Here is a 23064-nt window from a genome sequence, read left to right as displayed (position 1 = left end):
GATGCAGAGCCCGGCCGTCGGTGGTCGGGCAATGCCGTGCAGATCGTCGCGGTCTTCGACGCCGAGGAGGCATCATGGTCGACATCCAGCGCACGTTCACGGTCAAGGCACCGCAGGCCACCGTGGTGTCCTACCTCCGCGACTTCGCCCACGCGGAGCAGTGGGATCCGGGGACGCAGTCGTGCAGCCAGATCGGTGGCGGTGACATCACGGTCGGCACCTGCTGGCGCAACGTCAGCAAACTGTTCGGCATCACCACCGAACTCACCTACCGCCTGGTGCGCGACGACCCCGACCATCTGGTCTTCGAGGGCACCAACAAGTCCGCCACCAGCGTCGACGACATCTCCATCCGCGAGGCCGGAAACGAGACGTCGAGTATCACCTATCACGCCAAGATCACCTTCAACAGCAAGGCCGCGCCTCTGATCAACCCGATCGCGACTGCGGGTTTCACCTACATCGGCAAGAAGGTCGAGGAGGACATGCGCTCGACGCTCGAGAACCTCTGACACAGATGCTGCTGGCCGACGTGGTGGCGACCTCGGCGCAGGTCGGGGCCACGCGTTCCCGCAAGACCAAGATCGCGGCATTGCGTGATCTGCTCCGGGCCGTGGAGGTCACCGAGTTGGCCGCGGTGGTCGGTTGGTTGGTCGGTGAGCCACGGCAGGGTCGTCTCGGGATCGGTTGGCGCACACTGTCGGATATCCCGACCGGAGTGGCCGCGGAGCCGTGGGCGACCATCGGCTGGGTCGATGGACAGCTGTCCGCACTGGCGGGCACCTCGGGGACCGGGTCGTCGTCACGACGCCGCGCACTGCTGGTGGAGTTGTTCGCGGCGGTCAGCGACGACGAACGCGACTTCCTGATCCGACTGTTGACCGGTGAGTTGCGCCAGGGCGCGTTGGAAGGACTCATGGTCGAGGCACTCGCCGCTGCGGCCGAGCTACCCGTGGACCCGGTGCGGCGTGCGTTCATGTTCTCCGGTCGACTGACCGACACCGCTGTCACCGCCCGTACGGGGGGAGCAGCGGCGCTCGCCGACATCCGATTGACCGTGGGCCGGCCGGTTCGACCGATGCTCGCCTCGCCCGCCGAGTCGTTGGAGGCCGCCCATACGGACCTCGGCGCGGATGTGGTGGTGGAGTTCAAACTCGACGGGGCGAGGATCCAGGTGCACCGCGACGGAGACCACGTCACCATCTACACCCGCACGCTGCGCGACATCACATCTGGTGTGGGGGAACTCGTCGACCTGGTTCGCGCCTTGCCGTGTCGGTCGGTGGTGCTCGACGGTGAGACCCTGGCGCTCACCGACTTCGGTCGGCCGCGTCCGTTCCAGGAGACCATGTCGCGCTTCGGGTCGGCGAGCGGCGACCTGTTGCTGCATCCGTACTTCTTCGACTGTCTGCACCTGGACGGGACCGATCTCGTTGACGAGACATTGCAGACCAGGCTGGATGCTCTGGCCGAGGTGGCCGGCCCGCACCTGATCCCGTCGATTCGCCGTCCCGACGCCGGACAACTCACCGACCACTTCGACGCCGCCATCGATGCCGGGCACGAAGGGGTGATGATCAAGGATTTGACCAGCGTCTACGCGGCGGGGCGCCGCGGTAAGGCCTGGCAGAAGGTCAAACCCGAACACACGGTGGATCTGGTGGTGCTCGGCGTGGAATGGGGATACGGCAGACGCACCGGGTTGCTGTCCAACCTGCATCTCGGCGCGCGCGATCCCGACGGCGGACCACCGGTGATGGTGGGCAAGACGTTCAAGGGTCTCACCGACGAGCTGCTGGCCTGGCAGACCGAGGAGTTCCCTCGACACGAGACCCACCGCGATCGGACAACGGTGTATCTCCGGCCGGAGATCGTGGTCGAGATCGAACTCGACGGCGTACAGACCAGTAGCCGCTACCCGGGCGGAGTCGCTCTGCGCTTCGCCCGGGTGCTGCGCTACCGGCCCGACAAGACCGCCGCCCAGGCCGACACCATCGAGGCGGTCCGGTCGTTGCTGCCGGGAGGATGAACCGCGGCCGACTCAGCCCAGTTCGGCCAACTGGGCCACCGCGGGCGCCATCTGATCGATCCAGGCGGCAGGCGAGCCGCTGGTCGGCGTGACCATCACGGCGTCGATACCGAGGTCGGCGTAGGCGGCCATCGCCCGTACGAACTCGTCACGGGTATCCGGAGTCGGCCGCGGGTTGTTCGCCATGATCGTCTTCTGGATCGTGTCGTAGTCGCGGCCCACGTCGTCGCAGTGCCTACGCAACACGTCGAGTTTGTGCGCGACATCCTCAGGCGACGAGCCGAACAGGTTGCACGCGTCGGCGTACTGGGCGACCAGACGCAAGGTCTTGCGCTCGCCGCTGCCGCCGATGAGGATGCGTGGCCGGTGCGGCGGCTGCGGGTTGTTGAGGGTCTCGGCGAGTTGATAGTGCTTGCCCGAATAGGCGCCGTTGTTCTCCGGATCCCACATCTGCTGGGTGATCTGCAGGGCCTCCTCGAGCCGCTCGAACCGCTCCGACAGGGCCGGATAGGGCACCCCGAGGCCCAGGTGTTCACGCTCAAACCAGGCGGCGCCGATACCGAGAGCGGCGCGACCACCCGACAGCACGTCGAGGGTGGTGACGATCTTCGCGAGCAGGCCGGGGTGTCGATAGGTGACACCGGTGACGAGTAGTCCCAGCTCGATCTGCGTGGTGTGTCCGGCCAGGAATCCGAGGGTGGTGTAGCCCTCCAGCATGTTCGCCTCGGCGGGCAGGCCGGTGGGCTCGATCTGGAAATAGTGGTCCATCAGTGACAGCCAGGTCGCGCCCGCGGCCTCGGCCGCCGCGCCGACGCGGGCGAGTTCACCCGGGATCGCGGGAGTGCCGCCGTCGATGTCGAACACCGGGATGTGGAAACCGAGATGCATTAATGTTCCTCACGTTCGTGTGGAGTCGGACGCGTTCGTGTCTGTCCGACGCTTGTATCCGCTGCGACGTCGGCGATCAGTTCGGGGTCGTACTGCTCAGCGTAGTCGGGCCGTACGGCGGGAGAGGTTCGAGATACATCGCGCCCCAGATGATCTCGGCCAGATTGTGTGCCAGCGCCGGATCGTCGGCCGGTGTTGAGCGCGGCACCTGTTGCACGCACGTCCGTTCGACCATCCACGTCATGGCCGTGGCGGTGATCACCGGGTCGACGCTTGCCCGCAACGTGCCCGAGGCCCGTTCCCCCAACAGCACGTCGGTGAGCTCGGCGATGATCCCGTCCAGCAACTGCCGGTAGAAGGAGCCCACCGCAGCGTCGTATGCCGACATCTCCACCACCGCGCCGATCACCAGTCGATGGGTGCGGTACCCGGAGATGATGCCCGCCATGGCGGCGACGAGGTCGGCCGGGTCTCGACGCGATGCGCTCGACCACCAGACCCGGGCCGCGTCGGCGAGGTCGTTCATCGCGTGTGCGGCGAGTTGCTGCAGGAGGTGCGACTTGTCGTCGAAGTACACGTAGAAGGTGGCCCGCGAGATCCCGCCCGCCGTCGCGAGGCGGTCGACGCTGAGTTCGGTGAAACGAGCACCGTCGCCCATCAACCGTTCGGTGCCCTCGAGCAGATGGCGTTCGATGTCGCGTTTCCTGGCTTCCCGCGCTACCTGGGATCGGGGCGTCACCGTCGTCACTGCTGCCTCCTGCACATCGCATCCGAGGGTAACCCTGCCGTCGGCACCTGGCGACAACCTTGACCAACACGCTCGCTGGACATACTGTCTGATCAAGTGATCCGCATCTCAGGAGGCTGATAATGTCCAGGCTGTCGACGCTTCCGCGTCCGTCCGGGGTGGTCGCGGGTGTGCGGGCGGTGGCGCGCCGATACGCAACCGAGCGTCGATACGACCGACTCGCTGAGATCAACCGGTTGGACCCGGACATCGACTACGAGGAGATCGCGCGACTACACGCCACCCTGGAGTTCCCGTGGGACACACAGCAAGCGTTGAGCTTCGCCCTCTTCCGCACCTACGCCGTCCCCACCGTGGGGCATCTGCTCTACGAGACCGGTGAGTTCACCGAGCGGGTGCAGAAGCGCTACGACGACACCGGACTGTTGCTGGACGAGGTGTTGCAGTCGGGGCTGTCCTCGGTGGACGGTCGCAATGCGGTGCGCCGGATCAATCAGATGCACAAGGCCTACGACATCAGCAACGAGGACTTCCTGTACGTGCTCGCGACGTTCGTCGTCACCCCGGTGCGATGGCTCGAGCGCTTCGGTTGGCGGCCGGTCAGCGAGGTCGAGGTCCGAGCAGGCACGAACTATTACCGCGCGCTCGGCAGGCACATGAACATCTCCGGCATCCCGGGGGATTACGACGGGTTTGCCGAGTTGCTCGACACCTACGAAGCGGAGAACTTCGCGTTCGACGAGGGCGCCCGGAAGGTCGGTGACGCGACACTCGAGTTGATGACGACCTTCGTGCCGTTTTCCTGGCTTCCCGCCCCGGTGGTGCGACGGTTCGCCTACGCCCTCATGGACGAGCACCTGTTGGACGCCTTCCGCTATCCGCATCCGCACCGGTGGGAACGAATGTCGGCCACCGCCGGACTGCGACTTCGGGCGACGGTGGTCCGATTGCTGCCGGTCCGCACCGAACGGGTACGGCAAGTGGACAGTTCGACGATGCGCAGCTATCCGCAGGGTTTCAGCATCGACGAGTTGGGCACCTTTCCCCGCGGATGCCCGGTCGCCCACTCGGGCGCGGGTGTGCCGACCCCGGACCACGCCCACGTGGGCTGAGGCGATCAGGCTGCGTAGTGCTGCGGCGGGGCGAGGCGCTGGTCGGTCTCCACGATTCGGGTGCCCAGCGGCAGGAGTGAGACGGGGATGAGCTTGAAGCTGGCGATTCCGAGTGGGATTCCGATGATGGTCACGCACATCGCGACACCGGTGACGAGGTGTCCGATGGCCAACCAGATTCCCGCGAAGATCACCCAGATCACGTTGCCGACCAACGACGCCGAGCCCGCATGCGGGTCGCGGACCGCGACTCGGCCGAAGGGCCAGAACGCGTAGTTGGCGATTCGGAAGGACGCGATCCCGAACGGGATGGTGATGATGAGGATGCAGCAGATGATCCCGGCCACCACGTAGCCGAGAGCCATCCACAATCCGCCGAAGATCAACCAGATGATGTTGAGGATCAGGTTCATGGATCCAGTGTGACCCCGCGTCGGCTTCGGCGTCGACAGGTCGAATCCGATGCCGTCGAACCGACATGCTAGTGTGACCTATGTCACTAATCGCTGCGATCGGTTGACCGGATCGGGAGAATCGGGTTCGCACCGACCGACAGAACACGAGAGATTCCGATGACTGCATCGACCGCCACGCCCCGGGTACGGCATCGCCGTATCCGGGAACTCGCCGTGGAGACGGTCTGGTCGATCGTCACATTCTTGCTGCTGGCGGTACGCATGGTGTCCACCCTGACCACCGCCGTCCTGGTGATGATCTGGGTGATCGTCGCGGTGAAATCGGATCTCTACAACGTGTGGTTCTGGCCCGCTGTGGTCTCGTCGCTCGCGCTGTTGGCCGCGACGATCCTGTACTCCCTGTTCAACGCGCGGTAGCCGCACAGGGCACAGACGACGACGAACGGGCCGGGCACGTCCATGTGCCCGGCCCGTTCGTCGTAAGTGATCGGTTGAGCGCTACAACCTGGTCAGTCCTGCGGCCGCGTCGCGTCCTTGGCCTTGTTCACAGCGGTGTCGATGTGCTGATCGTGACCCTGGAACTTCTGCTTGGCGGCGCCGCCTGCCTTGTCGATGCCCTGATCGACCTGCGCGTCGTGCTTACCCAGAAAATCCTTGACTTTGTCCACGAACGACATGTGCTGTCTCCCTTCGGGCGTTGATTACTTCTGGTGCTTGCTGGTGTCGGCGGTGTTGGTACCGACGGTACCGGTGTCGGTATCGATCTTTTCCTTGCGGACGGTGTCGGTGACCGTCTGATCCTCGGTGGTCTCGTTGACCTTGAGGCCGACGCGCTCGACGGGGACGGTCTCCTTGTCGGTGACGACACGATCCTCGTGGAGGGTCACCTCAGCGGTCTCGTCGCCCAGCTTGACGTCGCCGACACCCTTGGCGTCGGTGATCGGTTCACGGACGACCTCGACCTCTTCGTGGGTGACCGGCACGGTCACCGACTGCTCTTCGGTCACCACGTACTTGCGCAGACGGGCGGTGCCGGCCTCCACACGCTGCGTGCCGACGTTCAGTCGCTCCTCGGAGCGGGTGATGGTGCCGTCGCCGTGCTTGGTGGCGTCATGGGTGGCGGTGCCGTGGGTGCCCTTCTCGTCGCGCAGGTCGGCGTCGTCGGTGCGGCCCGAGGCCGCGCCCGCTGCTCCCGCTGCACCCGCAGCCCCTGCCGCGCCGGCTGCCGAACCGGTGTGGCCGTCATCCTGGGAGTGCTTGCCGTAGGCGTCCCAGCCCGAGGTCTCGGAGGTGAGTCCGTAGTGCTTCAGCAGACTGGCGTGCTCGTCGTCGGTGACGACCTTCCCGGCGTCGTGACCGGGAGCATCCTTGATGGCCTGCTTGGTGACGCTGACATCGAGACGGTCACCGGAGTGCTTGGCGCCGGCGAGCGGCACCAGCGAGGCGGACGACCCGAAGAATCCTGTCTTCACCGAGACCCAGGTCGGCAGGCCCGACTCGTCGCCGACGAAGAGCTGCTCGACCTTACCCACCTTCTCGCCGTCCCGGTCGTAAACGGTCGAAGTGGCAACTGCGTCCAGATCTTTGGTGTTGGAACCAGTCATTGTCCCTGTACTCCCTCTCGGTTGATCGAGAAATGTGGATGGTCTGAAGATCCCCGACGCGGCGGTTCCGTTCATCCCAACGTACTTTGACACGGTAAACACATCCGACCGCGATTGGCGATGGGTCACACACGACTCACTGGGGCCCTCTGATCCCGTTGCCACCTCAGAGGGCGTTGTTCCGTTCCAGCAGTGTGCGCCTCGGATGTATTGCGCCGCTGGCACTATGGGAATCCAGCCATATGCTGACCTCAGGTGCATCTCAGCTTGCCGTGACCATTCCGTGACCATGTATCAGTTCGGGTGCAAGTTCAGAATCACGAAGATCGGCGCGGGTGGACATACTGTCCAGATGAGCGATGAACCACGGACAACCTCGGCCGGTGTCTGCGTGATCGTCGGTGCGGGTATGGGTCTCGGCTCCGCGGTCGCACGCAGGTTCGCGCGAGAGGGCTATGACATCGCGTTGTTCGCGCGAAACCCGCGTCGATTGCAATCTGTGCGAGCCGAACTCGCCGCTCACGTCCGAGTGCTCTCGGTGCGCGTCGACGCCGGTGACGAGTCCGCGCTCACCGATGCCTTCACCCGGGTCGTCGAGGAACTTGGACCGGTGACGGTCCTGGTGTACAACGCCGCCGACATGACTCCGGATGCGGTCGATGAACTCGGGGTGGAGGAACTTCTGTCGGCGATGCGTACCGACGTCGGTGGCGCGCTCGCCTCGATTCACGCGGTGTTACCCGCGATGCGAACGGCGGCATCGGGGACGATCCTGTTGACCGGTGGCGGACTTGCGCTGGAGCCCTACCCGGAGTGGGCCTCGTTGGCCGCGGGCAAGGCAGCGTTGCGCAGCGTCGGGCTCGGACTGCACAAGCAGCTCAAGCCGCATGGTGTGCATGTTGCCGTCGTCGCGGTCTGCGGGATCGTCGCGCAGTCCGGTCCTTTCGCGTCGGACGCCATCGCCGACATCTACTGGGAGGTGCACCGGCAGCCGATCGGTCGCGCGCAACGCGAGGTCGTCTACCTCCCGGCGGGTGCGGACCCGTTCTACAACGACCCCGACCGCAGGTACCGGGACACGTCGTCGCCGATCAGGCCGGTTCCGGTGGACGCGCCGTTCACGGAGACGTGACCGTGTCCCAGAAGTCGCACTGGTGGTCGGTTGATTGATCACCCATCGCGATCGACGACGCGGTGAAGGTGAGTGCGTTCCTCGTGTCGGTGTCCGTCCGCGGCCAGTCCGGGCCGTTGGTTGCTCGAGGAGTCCCGGTGTGCGCGAACGATGTCCAGTACTCGATCATCCGCTGAGACAGATCGCTACGCGGGGGTGTGGGAACCAGGTTCTTGCCGGCGATGTCGAACAGGTACGGCAGATCGGATGCGTGGGTGGCGCCCTGGGGGACCAGTGGGGTGTCGATGCCGCCGACGTTGGGCGCGGTCTCGTCGGCGAACTCGTAACCGTAGACAGGACCGTGTGCGGCCAGCGCACGATTGGCGCGTGCCGTCGCACACGACCAACCGGAGTCGGTGATCACCGTGGCCCAGGCCAGGGGTGCGCTCGCGTAGCGATCCAGCGGGTACCGCCGGGCGACGTCGGCGGCTCGGTCACCGAATGCGGCAGCGAGCAGGCCGGGGTATGAGGTGGCGGTGATCGCCTTGGGATCGGCGAGCACCACGCCACCGGTGAACGCCCGGTGCTCGTTGTGGTTGCCCCCGGAGATGACGGGCACCCGCAACGTCTGTCCGTCCCGCACGGCGTCGGCCGGGTTGTGGGGCAGCAGATCCGTGCCGTACGCGAGGTCATTGGTGAAGTCCTGGTTGACGGTCAACAACCGGTCGGCGGGCAGTGCCCGGAGGCAGCGCAGGGCGTTCGGGCCCGCACAGCCGAGGGTGCGGGCGGCGTCGGTCCCGGTGGTCAGGTTATCGGCCAGGGAGGCGTACGGCGTCTGTTCGGGAACGCCGGGATAGAAGGCGCCGGTGGGAAAACGTAGATAGCAGGATCCCGACGAGATCGCGACCTTGTCGATGAGGCCGCGCGCGGCGGGAGACGTCAGCGCGGCGCACGTCGACATGCCGCCCGCCGATTCGCCGAATACGGTGACGTTGTCCGGGTCAGCACCGAACGCGGCGGCGTTCTTCTTGACCCAGCGCAGCGACTCGAGCTGGTCGGCGAACCCGAAGTCGCCGGAGCCGGCCAGACCGGGGAGTCCCAGGTAGCCGAAGACGCCGAGGCGATAGTTCACCGTGACCACCGCGACGTTGCCGGTGTCGGCCAGGCGCTGGGGGTCATAGGCGATACCCGAACCCGAGGTGTACCCACCGCCGTGCCACCAGACCATCACCGGCAGCTTGGTGTTCTGTGTCGACCTCCGCGGTGTGGTCACGTTGAGGAACAGGCAGTCTTCGCCGGGTGCGGTGAGCGCCCCGGACAGTGCGCCCTTCCCGCTCTGCTGGCACGGCGTGCCGGGACCGGTGGCGTCGGTGTCCGCCGTGGTGTCGGGCGGTGGTTGCGGCAGTGTCCAACGGAGATCACCGACCGGTGGTTTCGCATACCGGACGCCGGTGAACTGTCGGGTACCACCCGCCGTCTTGCCGTGCAGGGTGCCGCTGGAGGTGACGACGGTGGTCGGTGCATCGGCGGTGTGTGGGGAGGAGGAGTCGTCGCACGCGACCGCTCCGGCGGTGGCCAGGGTCGCGGCCACGGTTGCGGCCAGGATGCGTTTCATGGGCTCTCCGATCGGGTTGCCGCGGTGAACAGGTTGTCGATCTCGGTGGAGAGCAGAGCGGGATCCGTGCCCCCGGCGATCTGCCAGACGGCGGCGTCGAGGGTGGCGCGCAGCGCGACGGTCAGCACGGCCACATCGAACGGGCGGAACTCGCCAGTGCGTTGACCGCGGCGGAAGATGGCGGACACCTCGTCGACCTCGCTGCGATGCTCGCCGCGAACATCGCGGGTGAGTGCGGGTTCCCCGGACGAGAAGATGGACGACAGCGCGGACATCTCCTGTGGGTATGCCCGATAGAAGTCGATGCTGCCGGTGATCATCGCGCTCAGTTCGGCCGCCGCGGAGTCCGCCGCCGCGACCCGTGGTCCGACGACCTGTCTGCCCAGCTCATACACGTGCACGACGACGGCGTCGAGCAGGGCTGCGCGGTCCGTGAAGTGATAGTTGATGACTCCCCGGCTCACACCCGCACGCTGGGCGATCGCGACGAATGTCGCGCGACCGACACCACCGTCGGCGATCACCGCGATGGTCGCCTCGACGAGCTGTCTCCGACGTTGCTCTTGAATGAACGAGACGGAGTCCGACTCCGGTGGTGGGGTGGGCACAGACCGAACTTATCACTTATGTCAGAAATCTGACAGACGTGTCAGAAAATCAACGACGCGCGACATGTGTCGACCGCGGAAAGGTGGAGCGCAAGAAGCGGTAGTAGCGTCGCGCTCACGACGTCCGAGGCAGCTCGGCCCACGGACAGAACGGGGAACGCCTGCATGTCATCCGACCGGACGATGGTCGAACTCCCGGAGACCGGCTACGTCTTCCGTTCGTCGTGGCGGGTATCGAGCACCGACGTCGATCAACACGAGACGCTCAGCATCGACTCGATGGCGCGGTACCTGCAGGAGATCGGCGAGCGGCACCTCATCGACGCGGGTGCCTTCGAGGCGCATCGGTTCTGGGTGGTGCGTCGGACGGTGATCGACGTGCTCCGGCCCATCCGATGGCCCGACGACGTGACCCTCACCCGGTGGTGTGCCGGCCTGTCTCCGCGATGGTGCAACATGCGGGTGCGTATCGAGGGCGGCAAGGGTGGCCTGGTGGAGACCGAGGCCTTCTGGATCAACATGAACATGGAGACCAAGGGCCCGTCCCGGATGGAGGACGAGTTCTTCGATCGACTGTCGACCACCACCGACGAGCATCGCTTGCGATGGAAGCCGTGGCTGACCGCATCGCCGGAGCCCGGGACCGAGCGGCCCTTCGCGTTGCGGCATTCGGACACCGATCGGCAGCAGCACGTGAACAACGCAATCTACCTGTTGGCCGTTCGTGAGCTCTACCCCGACCACCCCGACCTGTTCGCGGGGCCGTTCAGGTTGATCGTCGAGTACAACAAGGCCATCACCTATGGCGAGCACGTGACCATCACCACGGCCGAGACGCCCGACGGGGTGCTCGTGTGGATCCTCGCCGACGGTGAGGCCCGCGCGCACGCGGCCATCACCCGCATTCCGGCCGGGGCAACCGCTGCTCCGGGATCGTCGCCACATTGACCGGTGTCACGAAGCCGGTCGCCGCAGCGTTGGAGCGAGCCTCCCGACTGGCGTTGCAGCGTTCCTACACCGTCGGTGAGGTCGCCGGGCTCTTCGGTGGTGGTCGCGACCTGGGTGGACGCCTCATCGCGCTCACCGGCGCGTCGTCGGGGATCGGGGCCGCCGCAGCGGAGTCGTTGGCGCGAGCCGGTGCCGACCTCATCCTGATCGGCCGGGACGGTGAGCGGCTGGCCGAAGTGGGAGCCCGCGCCCGGGCCTTCGGTGTGGTGGTGCGATGCGTGAAAGCCGATCTCACCGACGAGACCGACACGGCACGATTGGTCGACGAACTGCTCGCCGGCGGGTGTCCCGACGTGTTGATCAACAACGCGGGTCGGTCGATCCGGCGGTCGGTGATCGACGCCACCGACCGGCTGCACGACTACAAGCGGACGATGGCGATCAACTACTTCGGGCCGGTGCAGCTCACCCTCGGGTTGTTGCCGGAGATGCGGCGCCGGGGTGACGGACACATCGTGAACGTCTCCACCTGGGGGATCGTCGGCGGTGCGATGCCGAAGTTCTCGGCCTACGCCGCGTCCAAGGCCGCGTTGTCGGCGTTCGGTCGCAGCATGGGTGCGGAACTGCGGGGTACCGGCGTCTCGGTGACCACCGTCTACTACCCGTTGGTGCGGACCCCGATGATCGCCCCCACCGCCGAGTACTCCCGGCTGCCGACCCTGACGCCGGAGGAGGCGGCCGAATGGTTGACCTACTCCGTGCGCAATCGACCCAACGAGGTGATGCCGCGGTACGCCAAGGTGCTGCGGCGAGTGGTGGCGGTCTCCTCGGACTGGGCCGACGGGATGATCAGTCGATCCGGGATCTGAGACCGCGGCTCAACCGAACCGCTGTGCCAGGTTGCGCAAGGTCTCGCTGATGCCCTCGCCGTTCTTCTTGGGGAAGCCCAACAGCTCCACCACCTTGGCTGCCTTGGCGCTGGAGTAATCGAAGGTCTCGACGACCGTGGTGATGCCCGGTGTGGCCTCGGTGAACTCCCAGCGCCACTTGTGCCCCAGAGGGTGTTGCCACTCGACCACCCGGTTCTCCTGCACGTCGGTGGCGGTGGACGTGATCTTGTAGGGCACGCCGTACTGCTTCATCCCCACCGTGAAGGTGTCACCGGTGGCCAGGTGCTGCGGACCGGTGATGGGGATGTCGCGGACCGTGCCGGACCCGTCGAGTTCGGGGTGGCGGTGCGGGTTGTCGACGAGGGCGAAGAGCTCGGCCGCGGGTGCGGTGATTTGAACGGATCTGCTGACCTTCTGCGGACCCGCCTGGACGGTGGTGACCTCTGCTGTCATGTGCCCAACTATGCCAGCGGTTCGGCATTCGTCGAGTTGCGAAGACGGCATACTGGGCGCACCCCACCGGCTGACGCACACCCCCGGTGGCCGTATCGGTGTGATCGCGGGCACAATCGGTGGGGAGATGTCGGCACGGGAGACTCATCGATGAGCGAAGTCCGGAGCAGCGGCGCCGATGCGCCACCCCGGGATCCGCCACGTCCGGGCAGCCAGTCGCGTGTTCGCGCCGCCTACGAGTCGTTCCGGCAGGTCGGTTCGCATACCGGTGGATCGGTGCGGGAGGTTGTCCGCGACTCCTGGGCCCGCTCGGTACGCAGCGGCGCCGACCCCACCGCATCCGTCACCGCCGATATGTCGGCAGCCGACTTCAACTCCTACCGTGCGGGCCATCCGATGACCGCGGTGCGTCCTTTGGTGCAGTCCCTGATGCTCGACGACATCGCCGATTCCGGGGTGGTGGTCGCGCTGACCGACCAGGTGGGTCGGTTGCTGTGGGTGGAGGGTGACTCGGCTGCTCGGGACCGTGCCGGGGCGATCAATTTCGTCGAGGGGTCGGTATGGAGCGAGGAGGTCGTCGGCACCAACGCGCCGGGAGTGGCTCTGGCGATCGACCGGGGCGTGCAGATCCTCGGCGCCGAACACTTCGCCGAACCCGTGCAGGAGTGGAGTTGCGCGGCGTGCCCGGTGCACGACCCCGTCACCGGCCACGTCCTGGGCGTCATCGACATCACGGGTGGGGGTGCGGTGGCGGCCCCGTTCGCACTGTCGGCGGTGCGATCGGTGGTCGCGGCGGTGGAACGCGAACTGCGACACCCGTCGACCGATCTGGGTGACCCGGCGGCCTTCGCCGCGGTCCACGCCGAAGCTGCTGCCGCCCGATTGACGGTGTTGGACGGCGGAACCCGATTACGGCTGGGCGTCCGATCGATGAGTTTGTCCCGCAGACATGCCGAGATCCTGGTGCTGTTGCATCACTTCAGCGAGGGCATGGGCACCGAGCAACTCGCCATCGCTCTCGCCGAGAACGGCGTGGATCCGGTGACCGTGCGCGCGGAGATCTCCCGGTTACGGCGTGATCTACCCGCCGGGATGCTCACCTCCCGGCCGTATCGGCTGGTCGAGAGGATTCGGTGCGACGTCGACGGGGTGCGCGAGTCCATCGGTCATGGTGACGTGCTCGCGGCCGTTCGTGAACTCGGCTCCGGCGGGCTCTTGGCGGTGTCCGTCGCGCCCGGGGTCGCCGAGATTTTCGAGGAACTGCGGGAGGACGTCCGTTCCGCGGTGCTGGCGTCGGCGGACGTGGGTGCGCTCCGCGCCTGGATCGAGTCGGTACACGGACGCGATGACGTGGCTGCCTGGAACCGTCTCGGTGGATTGTTGCCGGTCGGTGACCCGGACCGTGCGATGGCCGCAGGGCGGGTACGGGTGTTGGACCGACGTCTCGGCATCTGACGCTGCAACGCTGTTGCAACGACCACGCTCGTAGCGTGTGCTCCACATCACAGAACTCGACTTCGATGAACTGCCCGGTCGCGTGGCCGACGTGGGGTCGCGCGGTCGGAGAACAAGGAGCACGTCAGATGGCTGTTTACGCAAATCCCGGAACCGACGGTGCGGTGATGAGCTTCGAGTCGCGGTATGACAACTGGATCGGCAATCAGTGGACGCCGCCGGTGAAGGGCCAGTATTTCGAGAACCCGTCCCCGATCAACGGCAGGACCTTCTGCGAGATCGCGCGGTCCACCGCCGAAGACATCGACCTCGCACTGGATGCCGCGCACAAGGCTGCACCCGCGTGGGGAAAGACCGCCCCGGCGGAACGTTCGCTGGTCCTGCTCAGGATCGCCGACCGCATCGAGGAGAACCTCGAGAAGATCGCCGTCGCCGAGTCATGGGACAACGGCAAGGCTGTCCGCGAGACGCTGGCCGCCGACATCCCGCTCGCCGTCGATCACCTGCGCTATTTCGCCGGTGCACTGCGCGCCCAGCAGGGTTCGATCTCCGAGATCGACGAGGACACCGTCGCCTACCACTTCCACGAGCCGCTGGGCGTGGTGGGACAGATCATCCCGTGGAACTTCCCCATCCTGATGGCGATCTGGAAGATCGCTCCGGCGCTCGCCGCGGGCAATGCGATCGTGCTGAAGCCGGCCGAGCAGACCCCGGCGTCGATCCTGTACCTGATCTCGCTGATCGGTGATCTGCTGCCCGAAGGTGTGCTGAACGTGGTCAACGGATTCGGTGTGGAGGCGGGCAAGCCTCTGGCGTCGAGCAACCGGATCCGCAAGATCGCGTTCACCGGTGAGACCACCACTGGTCGGCTGATCATGCAGTACGCGTCGGAGAACATCATCCCGGTGACCCTGGAGCTCGGTGGCAAGAGCCCGAACATCTTCTTCGACGATGTGTTGATCGCCGACGACGGGTTCCGGCAGCGCGCGCTGGAGGGTTTCGCGATGTTCGCGCTCAACCAGGGTGAGGTGTGCACCTGTCCGAGCCGCGCGCTCATCCAGGAGGGAATCTACGACGACTTCATCGAACTCGGAGTGGAGCGGGTGAAGCACATCAAGCAGGGTAACCCGCTCGACACCGAGACCATGATGGGAGCGCAGGCCTCCAACGACCAGTTCGAGAAGATCACCTCCTACCTGTCGATCGGCAAGGAAGAGGGCGCCGAGGTACTCACCGGCGGTGAGATCCTGGAACTCGACGGCGATCTGGCCGGTGGCTACTACATCAAGCCGACCGTGTTCGCGGGCAGCAACAAGATGCGTATCTTCCAGGAGGAGATCTTCGGGCCGGTGCTGTCGGTGGCGAAGTTCGCGGACTACAACGAGGCGATGTCGATCGCCAACGACACGCTCTACGGGCTCGGAGCCGGCGTCTGGTCGCGCGACGGTGCCACCGCCTACCGGGCGGGCCGCGAGATCCAGGCGGGCCGGGTGTGGACGAACACCTATCACGACTACCCCGCGCATGCCGCGTTCGGCGGGTACAAGCAGTCGGGTATCGGCCGGGAGAACCACCTGGTGATGCTCGAGCACTATCAGCAGACCAAGAACCTGCTGGTCGGTTACGCCCAGAGCCCTAAGGGATTCTTCTAGGCTGGAATCATGACAGAGACTGCTACGCCTGATCGGGTGGTGGCGACCGATTCCGCCGTGCAGCTCCTGACCAAGTTGTCGGAGCTGCACGGCGGCCTCATGATCCACCAGTCCGGCGGCTGCTGCGACGGTTCGGCGCCGATGTGTTATCTGGTGGGCGAGTTCAAGGTCGGGCAACGCGACGTGCTGCTCGGCGAGATCTCACTGCCCGACCCGCTACCGTTGGTGCGAGTGTGGATCCAGGGTAACCAGTTCAACGCCTGGAAACACACGCAACTCATCCTCGACGTGGTGAAGGGGCGAGGCGCGGGTTTCAGCCTCGAGGCGCCCGAGGGAGTGCGATTCCTCGCCCGTGCACGGGTTTTCGATGCGAACGAGAACGCCTGGCTCGAGGCGTGTCCGCCGCGTCGAGGTGCCGAGGTGGAGTTGTAGGGGTGGTCGGGAGTTCAGGTGGCAACCGTTCGATGCCATACTTCTTGGTGCCGGTCGACTTAGCGGACGGCGTCGTGTCAGTAGGCTCCGTGTCCGTCGGTGAACATCGCCGACCATGGTTGTCGAGCGTTCCGCGCCGACGTGTGGAGTAGGTGGTACATCGCTTGCGTTCGCCGAACCATCGCCTCCGGTAGCTGTTGACGTAGCTGCGATCCGGCGTTGTAACCCGGTCAGCAAGGCATTCAGTCTGCGAGCGGCGACGTCGGGTGCGGTGGAGGAGTCCATTCCGGTGAATGCTTGGCAGGCGTAGGCGAGATCCCACAGCGGAGTGCTAGGACCGGCGCCGTCCCAGTCGATGAACATCATGGTTTCATCGTTCAGTATGAGATCCACGGTGCCAGATCGTTGTGGCACAGCATGGTTGCCGGTCCTGGTGGCGGTATGGACACCGTCCAGCCATCTTTCGAGAAGGGGATGGACTCGCTGGCGGAGTGTATCTGGCGGATGAGGTGTCCGACGGCTGTGAGGCGGTCATCGTCCAGAACTCCGTGATCGTGCGCCGACGTGCCGGGGACGAACTCGAGGATCTGCCGTGCTTGCGTGTCTCGCCCGATGTCTCGTGGGGCCCGCACGTTGCGCGCCGCCAATGCCACAAGGTAGCCGCGTACCCGGGGTGTGCTCGTCGTCCAGGGTTTGCGCACCGTGTCACCGTGTCGGACAACGCCTCCTTCGGTCGCGTGACCTCCGGCCAGAAGGTATTCGCAGTCGCTCACACTCACGGACTGTAGCGTCACGCGATGTGAGGTGGTGAATGAATCCGGCACTCCTGTGGTGAAATCGGCAGGCATACAACAGTTATCGTAGTGATGTGAGGTCTGTCGGTCACGGGTGGGTAGTCGCCGACCCGTCCTGTGCCACGATACTTTTTTCGACTTCGTGGAACCGGAGCGACTCGCGTGACGTCCAATGGGTATGAACCACGAGCAACGCGGACCGCACTCCTTCCCGCGAGATTATGTGGCGAAAGGTGTGCCGGTGGGATGGGTCTCAGTGTCAACGTTTCGGTCTGAGAGGTGACCGCCATGGACGCAGAGATGTTGACCGAGGTGGGTGATCAGCTGGTCGATGCGTTCGCTGCGGACGGTCGAGCAGCTGGCGATGTGGATGCCGACATTGTCGCCGCGATCGGTGGTGCGGTGCGGTTGCGGGCGGTCACCGATCATCTGTTGGCGGTGCTTGCGGCGCAGGCCGAGCGGGTCGGTGTCGCGAAGCGATCCGGGATGACGACGCGGGAATTGTTGGTGGCCAACGGAATGGCCCCGGTCGCGGCGGATCGGTGTCTGCGGGTGGGACGGGCTGTGGATGCGTTGGCTTCTCTGTATCGGTACAGCAGTAATGGGTTCCTCTCCGGTGAACACGTCGACGCGGTCGTACGCGGGGTCGCACATGTGAGCACGCGTACCAAGCAGCCGGTGGGCTCGGAGGCGATCACCACGGTGGAGAGCACGTTGGTCGGTCGGGCGATCTCCGGTGCCAGTCCCGCGGAACTGATGGCTCTGGCGCGTGCGGCGGCGATCGCGACCGCACCCGATGACGACGGAATACCGGCCGCCGAGGACGCCACCCTGAACGAGATGGGTTGGCGTCAGGGTGACGACGGACGCCTGCAAGGCAGCTTCGATCTCGATGTTCTCACCGGGGAACGGTTGATCTGCGCGGTCGACACCGCATCACGACCACGACCCCTACCCGACGGCACCCCGGATCCCCGATCCGCGGGCAGACGTCGCGCCGACGCCTTCGGGCAACTCCTGGAATGCGCGGCCCGCGCCGCCGCCGACGACGCGGCCGTGAGAGCACCCAGGACCGAAGTCGTGGTCACCGTGCCAGTCGCCGACAGAAGCACCGCACGCCTGGGATGGTTAGGGTCCATCTCCGACCGGGCGGCCACGCTGGCCGGCTGCGATGCCGGGATCACCCGGGTCGACCTCGACCAGCACGGTGTACCCACCGCCATCTCGGCTACGAGACGCTTGTTCACCGGGGCGGTGCGCAAGGCGATCATCGTGCGTGATCAGTGCTGCGTGAAATGCGGTGCACCCGCCTCCTGGGCGGATTGCCACCACATCATCCACCACGCCGACGGCGGCCCGACCATCCTCGACAACGGCTGCCTGCTCTGCCGGTCCTGTCACACCGCCGTGCACCACCAGGGATGGGAAGTGATCCTCGGCCACGACCGCCACCCCTGGCTCATCCCACCCGCAACCCTCGACCCGAGGCGACAACCCCAACCCGCCCACAACCGACGAACCATGCGACTCGACCCACACGTAGTCGGTGCAGCCGCCTGACGACATTCCGGGACAACGTCCCAGGCGTTCTTTGACAACTTCACAGCGTGGTCCAGGGGTTGGCATTTGCCAGTTCGGCAAGAGTCCTTGCCGCGTCGATTGCTCGCTTGCATCCTGTGAACATGAGTACAGATGCAGCACGGACAGTGGATGTCGTTGTCATCGGTGGGGGCGCGGCCGGTCTGAGTGCCGCGATAACCCTGGGTCGGTCTTTGCGGTCGGTCGTGGTGATCGATGCCGGGTCCCCTCGGAACGCGCCTGCCGACGGAGTGCACAACTTTCTCACTCGCGACGGCATGCCACCGGGTGAGCTGGTCGACGTCGGGCGCGAAGAACTGGCCCGTTACGGCGGGCGGTTCGTCACGGGAAAAGCCGTGTCGGCGGCCGTGACCGACGACGGATTCACCGTGCGACTTGCCTCTGGTGAACAGATCTCCGCGCGCCGCATCATCGATGCGACAGGGCTCACCGACGAGCTCCCCGACGTGACCGGCGTCCGCGAGCGTTGGGGTCGCGACGTCATGCACTGCCCGTACTGTCACGGCTGGGAAGTTCGGGGTCGGCGGCTGGTGATACTCGGGAGCGGGCCGATGAGCGGCCACCAGGCGTTGCTGTTGCGTCAGTGGAGCGACGACATCACCTATCTGGTCAACACGGCACCCACTCCGACACCAGAACAGCGGGAGCAGCTGGCGGCGCGCGACATCAGGGTGGTCGAGGGCGCGGCCACAGAACTGGTCGTCGCCCCCGATGCGACGGGCGGCGACGCGATCACCGGTGTCCGCCTGGACGACGGCACGGTCGTGGACTGCGAGATCGTGGTGGTGGGTCCGCGGATGGTGGCGCGCTCCGCCGTGCTGGATGCGTTGGGCGTCGGCCGCGCCGACCACCCCCTCGGACCCGCTGTCGCCGACGTCTACGCCGCCGATCCGATGGGCCGCACGGATGTCTTGGGCGTCTGGGTGGCGGGCAACGCGCGCAACGCGCAGGGCGGAGTCATCAACGCGGCGGCCGAGGGGTTCACCGCCGCATCCATGCTCAACATGGATCTGGTGCTCGAGGAGACGGAGGCCGCGGTGCGGCAGCGCAGGTCGGCAACCCCGGCCAGGTGTACGAGCTAGGTGACCAGCTTCTGGCTCTTCAGCCAGTCGTAGGCCACCACCGACGGATCCTCACCGTCGATGTCCACCCGACCGTTGAGGTCCTGCATGAGGCTCTCGGTGAGTCGTTGCGAGATCACACCGATGAGCTGTCGCAACTGCGGGTACTTGGCCACGATCGACTCCCGCACCACCGCGGTACCGCTGTAGGGCAGGAAGAACTTCTTGTCGTCGTCGAGAACCGCCAGCTTCAGCTTCTTCACCCGACCGTCGGTGGTGTACACCATGCCGAAATTGCAGGGCGCGCTCTTGGCGGTGGAGGTGTAGATGACCCCGGCGTCCATACGGGTGACGTTGCCCGCCGGCACGCCGTTGGGACCGTTGAACGGGATGCCGTACGCCTTGAGCATCGGCACGAAACCGTCGGAGCGGCTGAAGAACTCGTCGTCGACACAGAATGTGCGCTGATTGACGGGCAGCTTGGCCACATCCGAGAGCGATTTGACGTTCAGCTTCGCCGCGGTGGGACCGGACGCCGCGAAGGCATACGTGTCGTTGAAGTTGGCCGGGGCCAACCACTCGAGGTTGTTCTCCTTCTTCTCGATGTCGTGCACCCGCTGCCACAGTTGCTGTGGGTCGGCGATCGTCTCGGTCTCGTTGTGGTAGTTGACCCAACCGGTGCCGGTGTACTCCCACAGGATGTCGGCGTCGCCGTTGAGTTGGGCCTGACGCGACGACGCCGAACCGGGAGCACCGGTCAGGTCGGTGACGTCGGCGCCGGCGGCGGCCAGGTAGGTGGCGGTGATCTTGCCCAGCAGCACGCCCTCGGTGAAGCTCTTGGACGTCACCACCAACTTGGCTCCGCTGAGCGGCTTCTGACCGTCGGTCAGGCTCGTCTTCTTGAACGTTCCCGACGAGCTCACCAGCCCGCAACCGGTGGCCAGCAGCACCACCGACAACACCAGGAGCACCAGCAGTCGACTCCGGCGCGCGATCATGACAGACCCTTCGGGGTGGCCGCGTACTCCACCAGTCGTCCGAGCCAGTCGATGATCATGGCCAGCAGGCCGACCAGGATGGCTCCGGAGATCAGTAGTTTGGGTAGGAACAACGTGACCCCGGTGGTGATCAGGGTGCCCAGACTGGTGGCCCCGATGAAGGTACCCAGTGTCGCGGTGCCCACCAGGATCACCAGCGCGATGCGGACGCCGTTGAGAATGACCGGGATGGCCAGCGGCAGTTCCACCTCGAACAGGGTGCGTGCCGCCGAGTACCCCATCCCGCGGGCCGCCTCGATGGTGCGCTTGTCCACCTGGTCGAGGCCGACGATGGTGTTCTGCAGGATCGGGAGCACCGCATAGACCACCAGGCCGACCACCGCGGTGGTGAAGCCGGTACCGAGCCAGAAGGTGAACAGCACCAACAACCCCACAGCGGGTGCGGCCTGACCGATGTTCGCGATGTTCACCGCGATCGGGTTCAACCAGCGGGTGGACTCACGGGTCAGCACGATGCCCAGCGGGATCGCGATGAGCACCACGATGACCGTGGCGGACAACGTCAACTCGATGTGTTTGATGATCGTTGTCTGCAGGCTCGACCAGGTCATCGAGGCCTGTTCGGTGGAGGTGAACGTGGTATTGAGGTACCAGATGGCCCAGCCAACGGCCAGCACGATGATGATGAGCGGCTCGAACCACACATCGAGCGGGAGACGCCGTAACCGAGTCATGACGACTTGGCACCGTCCGTGTGCGACTCATAGGTGTCGGAACTGTCGTCGCGGGCGTCGGCCAGTTGACCGCGGATGACGTCCATGACCCGCGCCACGGTGAGCGCCCCGATGACCGCACCGCGACCGTCGGTCACCAGCGTGCCGCCCTGACTGGCGGCGAGCATGGAGTCGAGCGCGTCGTTGAGGGTCGACGACTGGGCGACCGTCGGCAAGCGCCGATCGAGGTAGTCGCTGACCTGTGGTTTGGTCTGCAACTCGTCCAGCGACGGCCACGACCGCGGGCGTCCGTTGTCGTCGACCACGACCACCCACGTCTGACCCGCCGCCTTGGCCCGCCCTATCACCTCGCCCGAGGGTTCGCCGACCCGCGCGGTGACCACCGCGTTGTGCTCGACGTCCTTCACCCGCGACAGTGTCAGATGAGCCAGCGTGGCCCCCGAACCGATGAACTCCTCGACGAACGGGGTCGCGGGGTTGGCCAGGATCTCCTCCGGCGCGGCGTACTGCTCGACGTGCCCGCCCTCGGAGAGGATCAGCACCTTGTCACCCAGCTTGGTGGCTTCCTCGAAATCGTGCGTGACGATGACGATCGTCTTGGCGAGCTCGTGCTGGATGGCGATCAGACTGTCCTGCAAACGGACCCGGGTGATCGGGTCCACCGCGCTGAACGGCTCGTCCATCAGCAGGACCGGCGGGTCCGCGGCCAGCGCGCGAGCGACGCCGACGCGCTGCTGCTGACCACCGGACATGTCCTTGGGTAACCGGGAGGAGTATTCCTCGGGGTCCAGACCCACCAGGTCGAGCAGGTAGTCGGTGCGCTCGGCGATCTTCTTCTTGTCGGTGCCCAGCACCCGCGGGATGGCACCGACGTTCTTGGCGACCGACCAGTGCGGGAACAGACCGCCGGACTGGATGACGTAACCGATGGACTGGCGCAGCTTGTCGGGGTTCTCGGTGGTGACGTCGCGGTCACCGATGTAGATGCGTCCCGCCGACGGCTCGATCAGCCGGTTGATCATCTTCAGCGTCGTGGTCTTACCGCAGCCCGACGGTCCGACGAACGCGACGATGTCACCGGCGTCGATCTGCAGGTCGAGCTTCTTCACCGCGGGTTGGGGTTGCCCGCGGTACTGCTTGACGAGGCCCTCGAGGCGGATGCTCTCCCCGGCGACGGTGCGTCCGCCCGACACGGGGGTACTGGTCTCGCTGGTCATGACAGTCCTTTGGCGATGGTGAGGCGGCCGAGTAGTACGAGCAGGGCATCGAAGACCAAGGCGACGATGACGATGAGAATGGTTCCGGTGAGTGCCATCTCGAGTGCGTTGGCGCCACCGAGACGGGACAGGCCGTTGAAGATGAGCGACCCCAGACCCGGGCCGAGAACATAGGCGACGATGGCCGCGACACCGACGATCATCTGGGTGGAGACCCGGATACCGGTCAGGATCACCGGCCAGGCGATCGGCAACTCGACGGTCAGCAGGATCCGCCACCGCGACAGGCCGATTCCCTTCGCCGACTCGACCACCGTGGGCGGCACCGACCGCAGTCCGACGATGCCGTTGCCGATCACCGGCAACGCGGCGAAGAAGGCCAACATGATGAACGACGGCACCACGCCCAGGCCGAACGGCACGATCAACAGTGCGAGCAGCGCGAGGGACGGGATGGTCAAGGCGACGCGGCTCGTGGTGAGCGTGAGCGACGAGAACAGCGATGTCCGGTACACCAGCGCGGCGATGATGATCGCGACCACGGTGCCGACCAGTACGGACTGGAAGGCCAGCGAGGCGTGCTGATACGTCAGGAACGCCAGATCACCACCACGTCCATGAAGAAAACTCCACAGGTTCACTCGGCTCTGATCCCCTCGTCGTGCTGACGCGCTCTCCACTGGCGAGCTGGTGGTGAATG

Annotated in this window: 24 protein-coding genes; 12 read left to right on the top strand and 12 right to left on the bottom strand. The window is 65.8% G+C overall.

Annotated elements, in window-relative coordinates; translation table 11 throughout:
* Positions 1-74 precede the first annotated feature (74 nt).
* Positions 75-512 carry an SRPBCC family protein gene (locus BW971_RS18765; protein ID WP_076482587.1) on the top strand — a complete coding sequence of 146 codons (438 nt, stop codon included), beginning with the start codon at positions 75-77 and terminating at the stop codon, positions 510-512.
* Between the two features lie 5 nt (positions 513-517).
* Positions 518-2029: an ATP-dependent DNA ligase gene (locus BW971_RS18760; RefSeq protein ID WP_076482586.1), complete on the top strand. Its 1512-nt coding sequence runs from the start codon at positions 518-520 to the stop codon at positions 2027-2029.
* A 12-nt stretch (positions 2030-2041) separates the two neighbouring features.
* Here BW971_RS18760 and BW971_RS18755 read toward each other — a convergent pair whose 3' ends face one another.
* Together BW971_RS18755 and BW971_RS18750 are read right to left on the bottom strand one after the other, a co-directional pair.
* Positions 2042-2917 carry an LLM class F420-dependent oxidoreductase gene (locus BW971_RS18755; protein ID WP_076482585.1) on the bottom strand — a complete coding sequence of 292 codons (876 nt, stop codon included), beginning with the start codon at positions 2915-2917 and terminating at the stop codon, positions 2042-2044.
* A gap of 76 nt (positions 2918-2993) precedes the next feature.
* Positions 2994-3665, bottom strand: coding sequence for a TetR/AcrR family transcriptional regulator (locus tag BW971_RS18750; RefSeq protein ID WP_076482638.1), 672 nt, complete (start codon positions 3663-3665; stop codon positions 2994-2996).
* A gap of 122 nt (positions 3666-3787) precedes the next feature.
* On the opposite strand from BW971_RS18750, the gene BW971_RS18745 reads away from it, so the two are divergent.
* Complete coding sequence (locus tag BW971_RS18745; RefSeq protein ID WP_083710366.1) at positions 3788-4777, top strand: oxygenase MpaB family protein; 990 nt, start codon at positions 3788-3790, stop codon at positions 4775-4777.
* A gap of 5 nt (positions 4778-4782) precedes the next feature.
* Here BW971_RS18745 and BW971_RS18740 read toward each other — a convergent pair whose 3' ends face one another.
* Entirely contained in the window at positions 4783-5190 is a 408-nt protein-coding gene (locus BW971_RS18740) for a YccF domain-containing protein (RefSeq protein ID WP_076482584.1), read from the bottom strand.
* Between the two features lie 159 nt (positions 5191-5349).
* On the opposite strand from BW971_RS18740, the gene BW971_RS18735 reads away from it, so the two are divergent.
* On the top strand, positions 5350-5610 hold the full coding sequence (locus BW971_RS18735; RefSeq protein ID WP_234974489.1) for a hypothetical protein: 261 nt from the start codon (positions 5350-5352) through the stop codon (positions 5608-5610).
* A gap of 92 nt (positions 5611-5702) precedes the next feature.
* Here the strand turns inward: BW971_RS18735 and BW971_RS18730 are convergent, their stop codons facing one another.
* Both BW971_RS18730 and BW971_RS18725 read right to left on the bottom strand, forming a co-directional pair.
* Entirely contained in the window at positions 5703-5870 is a 168-nt protein-coding gene (locus BW971_RS18730; RefSeq protein WP_076482583.1) for an antitoxin, read from the bottom strand.
* Between the two features lie 24 nt (positions 5871-5894).
* Positions 5895-6797, bottom strand: coding sequence for a DUF2382 domain-containing protein (locus BW971_RS18725; protein ID WP_076482582.1), 903 nt, complete (start codon positions 6795-6797; stop codon positions 5895-5897).
* Positions 6798-7149: 352 nt separating this feature from the next.
* On the opposite strand from BW971_RS18725, the gene BW971_RS18720 reads away from it, so the two are divergent.
* Positions 7150-7929: an SDR family oxidoreductase gene (locus tag BW971_RS18720; RefSeq protein ID WP_159441886.1), complete on the top strand. Its 780-nt coding sequence runs from the start codon at positions 7150-7152 to the stop codon at positions 7927-7929.
* Here BW971_RS18720 and BW971_RS18715 read toward each other — a convergent pair.
* A complete protein-coding gene (locus tag BW971_RS18715) occupies positions 7916-9523 on the bottom strand; it encodes a carboxylesterase/lipase family protein (RefSeq protein ID WP_076482580.1) in 1608 nt (535 codons plus the stop codon). The genes BW971_RS18720 and BW971_RS18715 overlap by 14 nt on opposite strands.
* Positions 9520-10131 carry a TetR/AcrR family transcriptional regulator gene (locus BW971_RS18710; protein WP_076482579.1) on the bottom strand — a complete coding sequence of 204 codons (612 nt, stop codon included), beginning with the start codon at positions 10129-10131 and terminating at the stop codon, positions 9520-9522. The genes BW971_RS18715 and BW971_RS18710 overlap by 4 nt, the downstream gene beginning before the upstream one ends.
* 165 nt (positions 10132-10296) lie before the next feature.
* Between BW971_RS18710 and BW971_RS18705 the strand changes: the two genes are divergently transcribed.
* Positions 10297-11079: an acyl-[acyl-carrier-protein] thioesterase gene (locus BW971_RS18705; protein ID WP_076482578.1), complete on the top strand. Its 783-nt coding sequence runs from the start codon at positions 10297-10299 to the stop codon at positions 11077-11079.
* Positions 11076-11948 (top strand): SDR family NAD(P)-dependent oxidoreductase, encoded by an 873-nt coding sequence (locus tag BW971_RS18700; protein ID WP_083710362.1) that lies wholly within the window; start codon positions 11076-11078, stop codon positions 11946-11948. The genes BW971_RS18705 and BW971_RS18700 overlap by 4 nt, the downstream gene beginning before the upstream one ends.
* Before the next feature lie 9 nt (positions 11949-11957).
* On the opposite strand, the gene BW971_RS18695 is transcribed toward BW971_RS18700, so the two are convergent.
* The gene (locus BW971_RS18695) at positions 11958-12422 is read right to left on the bottom strand and encodes an SRPBCC family protein (protein ID WP_076482577.1); all 465 of its coding nucleotides are present in this window, start codon (positions 12420-12422) and stop codon (positions 11958-11960) included.
* A gap of 150 nt (positions 12423-12572) precedes the next feature.
* Between BW971_RS18695 and BW971_RS18690 the strand changes: the two genes are divergently transcribed.
* The 5 genes from BW971_RS18690 (at position 12573) to BW971_RS18665 (ending at position 19436) form a co-directional block, all read left to right on the top strand.
* Entirely contained in the window at positions 12573-13877 is a 1305-nt protein-coding gene (locus BW971_RS18690; protein WP_076482576.1) for a sigma-54-dependent transcriptional regulator family protein, read from the top strand.
* Positions 13878-14005: 128 nt separating this feature from the next.
* On the top strand, positions 14006-15529 hold the full coding sequence (exaC, locus tag BW971_RS18685; RefSeq protein WP_076482575.1) for an acetaldehyde dehydrogenase ExaC: 1524 nt from the start codon (positions 14006-14008) through the stop codon (positions 15527-15529).
* Between the two features lie 9 nt (positions 15530-15538).
* Complete coding sequence (locus BW971_RS18680) at positions 15539-15961, top strand: DUF779 domain-containing protein (RefSeq protein WP_143690460.1); 423 nt, start codon at positions 15539-15541, stop codon at positions 15959-15961.
* 1082 nt (positions 15962-17043) lie between these two features.
* Entirely contained in the window at positions 17044-18315 is a 1272-nt protein-coding gene (locus tag BW971_RS18670) for an HNH endonuclease (RefSeq protein ID WP_143690459.1), read from the top strand.
* Positions 18316-18437: 122 nt separating this feature from the next.
* Positions 18438-19436 (top strand): NAD(P)/FAD-dependent oxidoreductase, encoded by a 999-nt coding sequence (locus tag BW971_RS18665; RefSeq protein ID WP_076482573.1) that lies wholly within the window; start codon positions 18438-18440, stop codon positions 19434-19436.
* On the opposite strand, the gene BW971_RS18660 is transcribed toward BW971_RS18665, so the two are convergent.
* The 4 genes from BW971_RS18660 to BW971_RS18645 are packed head-to-tail and all read right to left on the bottom strand — an operon-like array spanning position 19433 to position 23005.
* The gene (locus BW971_RS18660) at positions 19433-20413 is read right to left on the bottom strand and encodes a glycine betaine ABC transporter substrate-binding protein (RefSeq protein WP_076482572.1); all 981 of its coding nucleotides are present in this window, start codon (positions 20411-20413) and stop codon (positions 19433-19435) included. The two genes, BW971_RS18665 and BW971_RS18660, sit on opposite strands and share 4 nt — an antisense overlap.
* The gene (locus BW971_RS18655) at positions 20410-21147 is read right to left on the bottom strand and encodes an ABC transporter permease (protein ID WP_076482571.1); all 738 of its coding nucleotides are present in this window, start codon (positions 21145-21147) and stop codon (positions 20410-20412) included. The genes BW971_RS18660 and BW971_RS18655 overlap by 4 nt, the downstream gene beginning before the upstream one ends.
* Positions 21144-22364, bottom strand: a complete 1221-nt coding sequence (locus tag BW971_RS18650) for an ABC transporter ATP-binding protein (protein WP_076482570.1) — start codon at positions 22362-22364, stop codon at positions 21144-21146. Before BW971_RS18650 ends, BW971_RS18655 begins: the two co-directional genes overlap by 4 nt.
* Positions 22361-23005, bottom strand: coding sequence for an ABC transporter permease (locus BW971_RS18645; RefSeq protein WP_076482569.1), 645 nt, complete (start codon positions 23003-23005; stop codon positions 22361-22363). Before BW971_RS18645 ends, BW971_RS18650 begins: the two co-directional genes overlap by 4 nt.
* Positions 23006-23064: the final 59 nt, after the last annotated feature.

The organism is Williamsia sterculiae (assembly GCF_900156495.1).
In the GTDB taxonomy this organism is placed as follows: Bacteria; Actinomycetota; Actinomycetes; order Mycobacteriales; family Mycobacteriaceae; genus Williamsia_B; species Williamsia_B sterculiae.
This window is presented reverse-complemented; position numbering and strand designations above follow the sequence as displayed.

Excerpts from the sequence above, each read along its gene's own strand:
- BW971_RS18765 (WP_076482587.1), top strand. The coding sequence starts at position 75 with ATGGTCGACATCCAGCGCACGTTCACGGTCAAGGCACCGCAGGCCACC.
- BW971_RS18760 (WP_076482586.1), top strand. The coding sequence starts at position 518 with ATGCTGCTGGCCGACGTGGTGGCGACCTCGGCGCAGGTCGGGGCCACG.
- BW971_RS18755 (WP_076482585.1), bottom strand. The coding sequence starts at position 2,917 with ATGCATCTCGGTTTCCACATCCCGGTGTTCGACATCGACGGCGGCACT.
- BW971_RS18745 (WP_083710366.1), top strand. The coding sequence starts at position 3,788 with ATGTCCAGGCTGTCGACGCTTCCGCGTCCGTCCGGGGTGGTCGCGGGT.
- BW971_RS18740 (WP_076482584.1), bottom strand. The coding sequence starts at position 5,190 with ATGAACCTGATCCTCAACATCATCTGGTTGATCTTCGGCGGATTGTGG.
- BW971_RS18735 (WP_234974489.1), top strand. The coding sequence starts at position 5,350 with ATGACTGCATCGACCGCCACGCCCCGGGTACGGCATCGCCGTATCCGG.
- BW971_RS18730 (WP_076482583.1), bottom strand. The coding sequence starts at position 5,870 with ATGTCGTTCGTGGACAAAGTCAAGGATTTTCTGGGTAAGCACGACGCG.
- BW971_RS18725 (WP_076482582.1), bottom strand. The coding sequence starts at position 6,797 with ATGACTGGTTCCAACACCAAAGATCTGGACGCAGTTGCCACTTCGACC.
- BW971_RS18720 (WP_159441886.1), top strand. The coding sequence starts at position 7,150 with ATGAGCGATGAACCACGGACAACCTCGGCCGGTGTCTGCGTGATCGTC.
- BW971_RS18715 (WP_076482580.1), bottom strand. The coding sequence starts at position 9,523 with ATGAAACGCATCCTGGCCGCAACCGTGGCCGCGACCCTGGCCACCGCC.
- BW971_RS18705 (WP_076482578.1), top strand. The coding sequence starts at position 10,297 with ATGTCATCCGACCGGACGATGGTCGAACTCCCGGAGACCGGCTACGTC.
- BW971_RS18695 (WP_076482577.1), bottom strand. The coding sequence starts at position 12,422 with ATGACAGCAGAGGTCACCACCGTCCAGGCGGGTCCGCAGAAGGTCAGC.
- BW971_RS18690 (WP_076482576.1), top strand. The coding sequence starts at position 12,573 with ATGAGCGAAGTCCGGAGCAGCGGCGCCGATGCGCCACCCCGGGATCCG.
- exaC (WP_076482575.1), top strand. The coding sequence starts at position 14,006 with ATGGCTGTTTACGCAAATCCCGGAACCGACGGTGCGGTGATGAGCTTC.
- BW971_RS18680 (WP_143690460.1), top strand. The coding sequence starts at position 15,539 with ATGACAGAGACTGCTACGCCTGATCGGGTGGTGGCGACCGATTCCGCC.
- BW971_RS18670 (WP_143690459.1), top strand. The coding sequence starts at position 17,044 with ATGGACGCAGAGATGTTGACCGAGGTGGGTGATCAGCTGGTCGATGCG.
- BW971_RS18665 (WP_076482573.1), top strand. The coding sequence starts at position 18,438 with ATGAGTACAGATGCAGCACGGACAGTGGATGTCGTTGTCATCGGTGGG.
- BW971_RS18660 (WP_076482572.1), bottom strand. The coding sequence starts at position 20,413 with ATGATCGCGCGCCGGAGTCGACTGCTGGTGCTCCTGGTGTTGTCGGTG.
- BW971_RS18655 (WP_076482571.1), bottom strand. The coding sequence starts at position 21,147 with ATGACTCGGTTACGGCGTCTCCCGCTCGATGTGTGGTTCGAGCCGCTC.
- BW971_RS18650 (WP_076482570.1), bottom strand. The coding sequence starts at position 22,364 with ATGACCAGCGAGACCAGTACCCCCGTGTCGGGCGGACGCACCGTCGCC.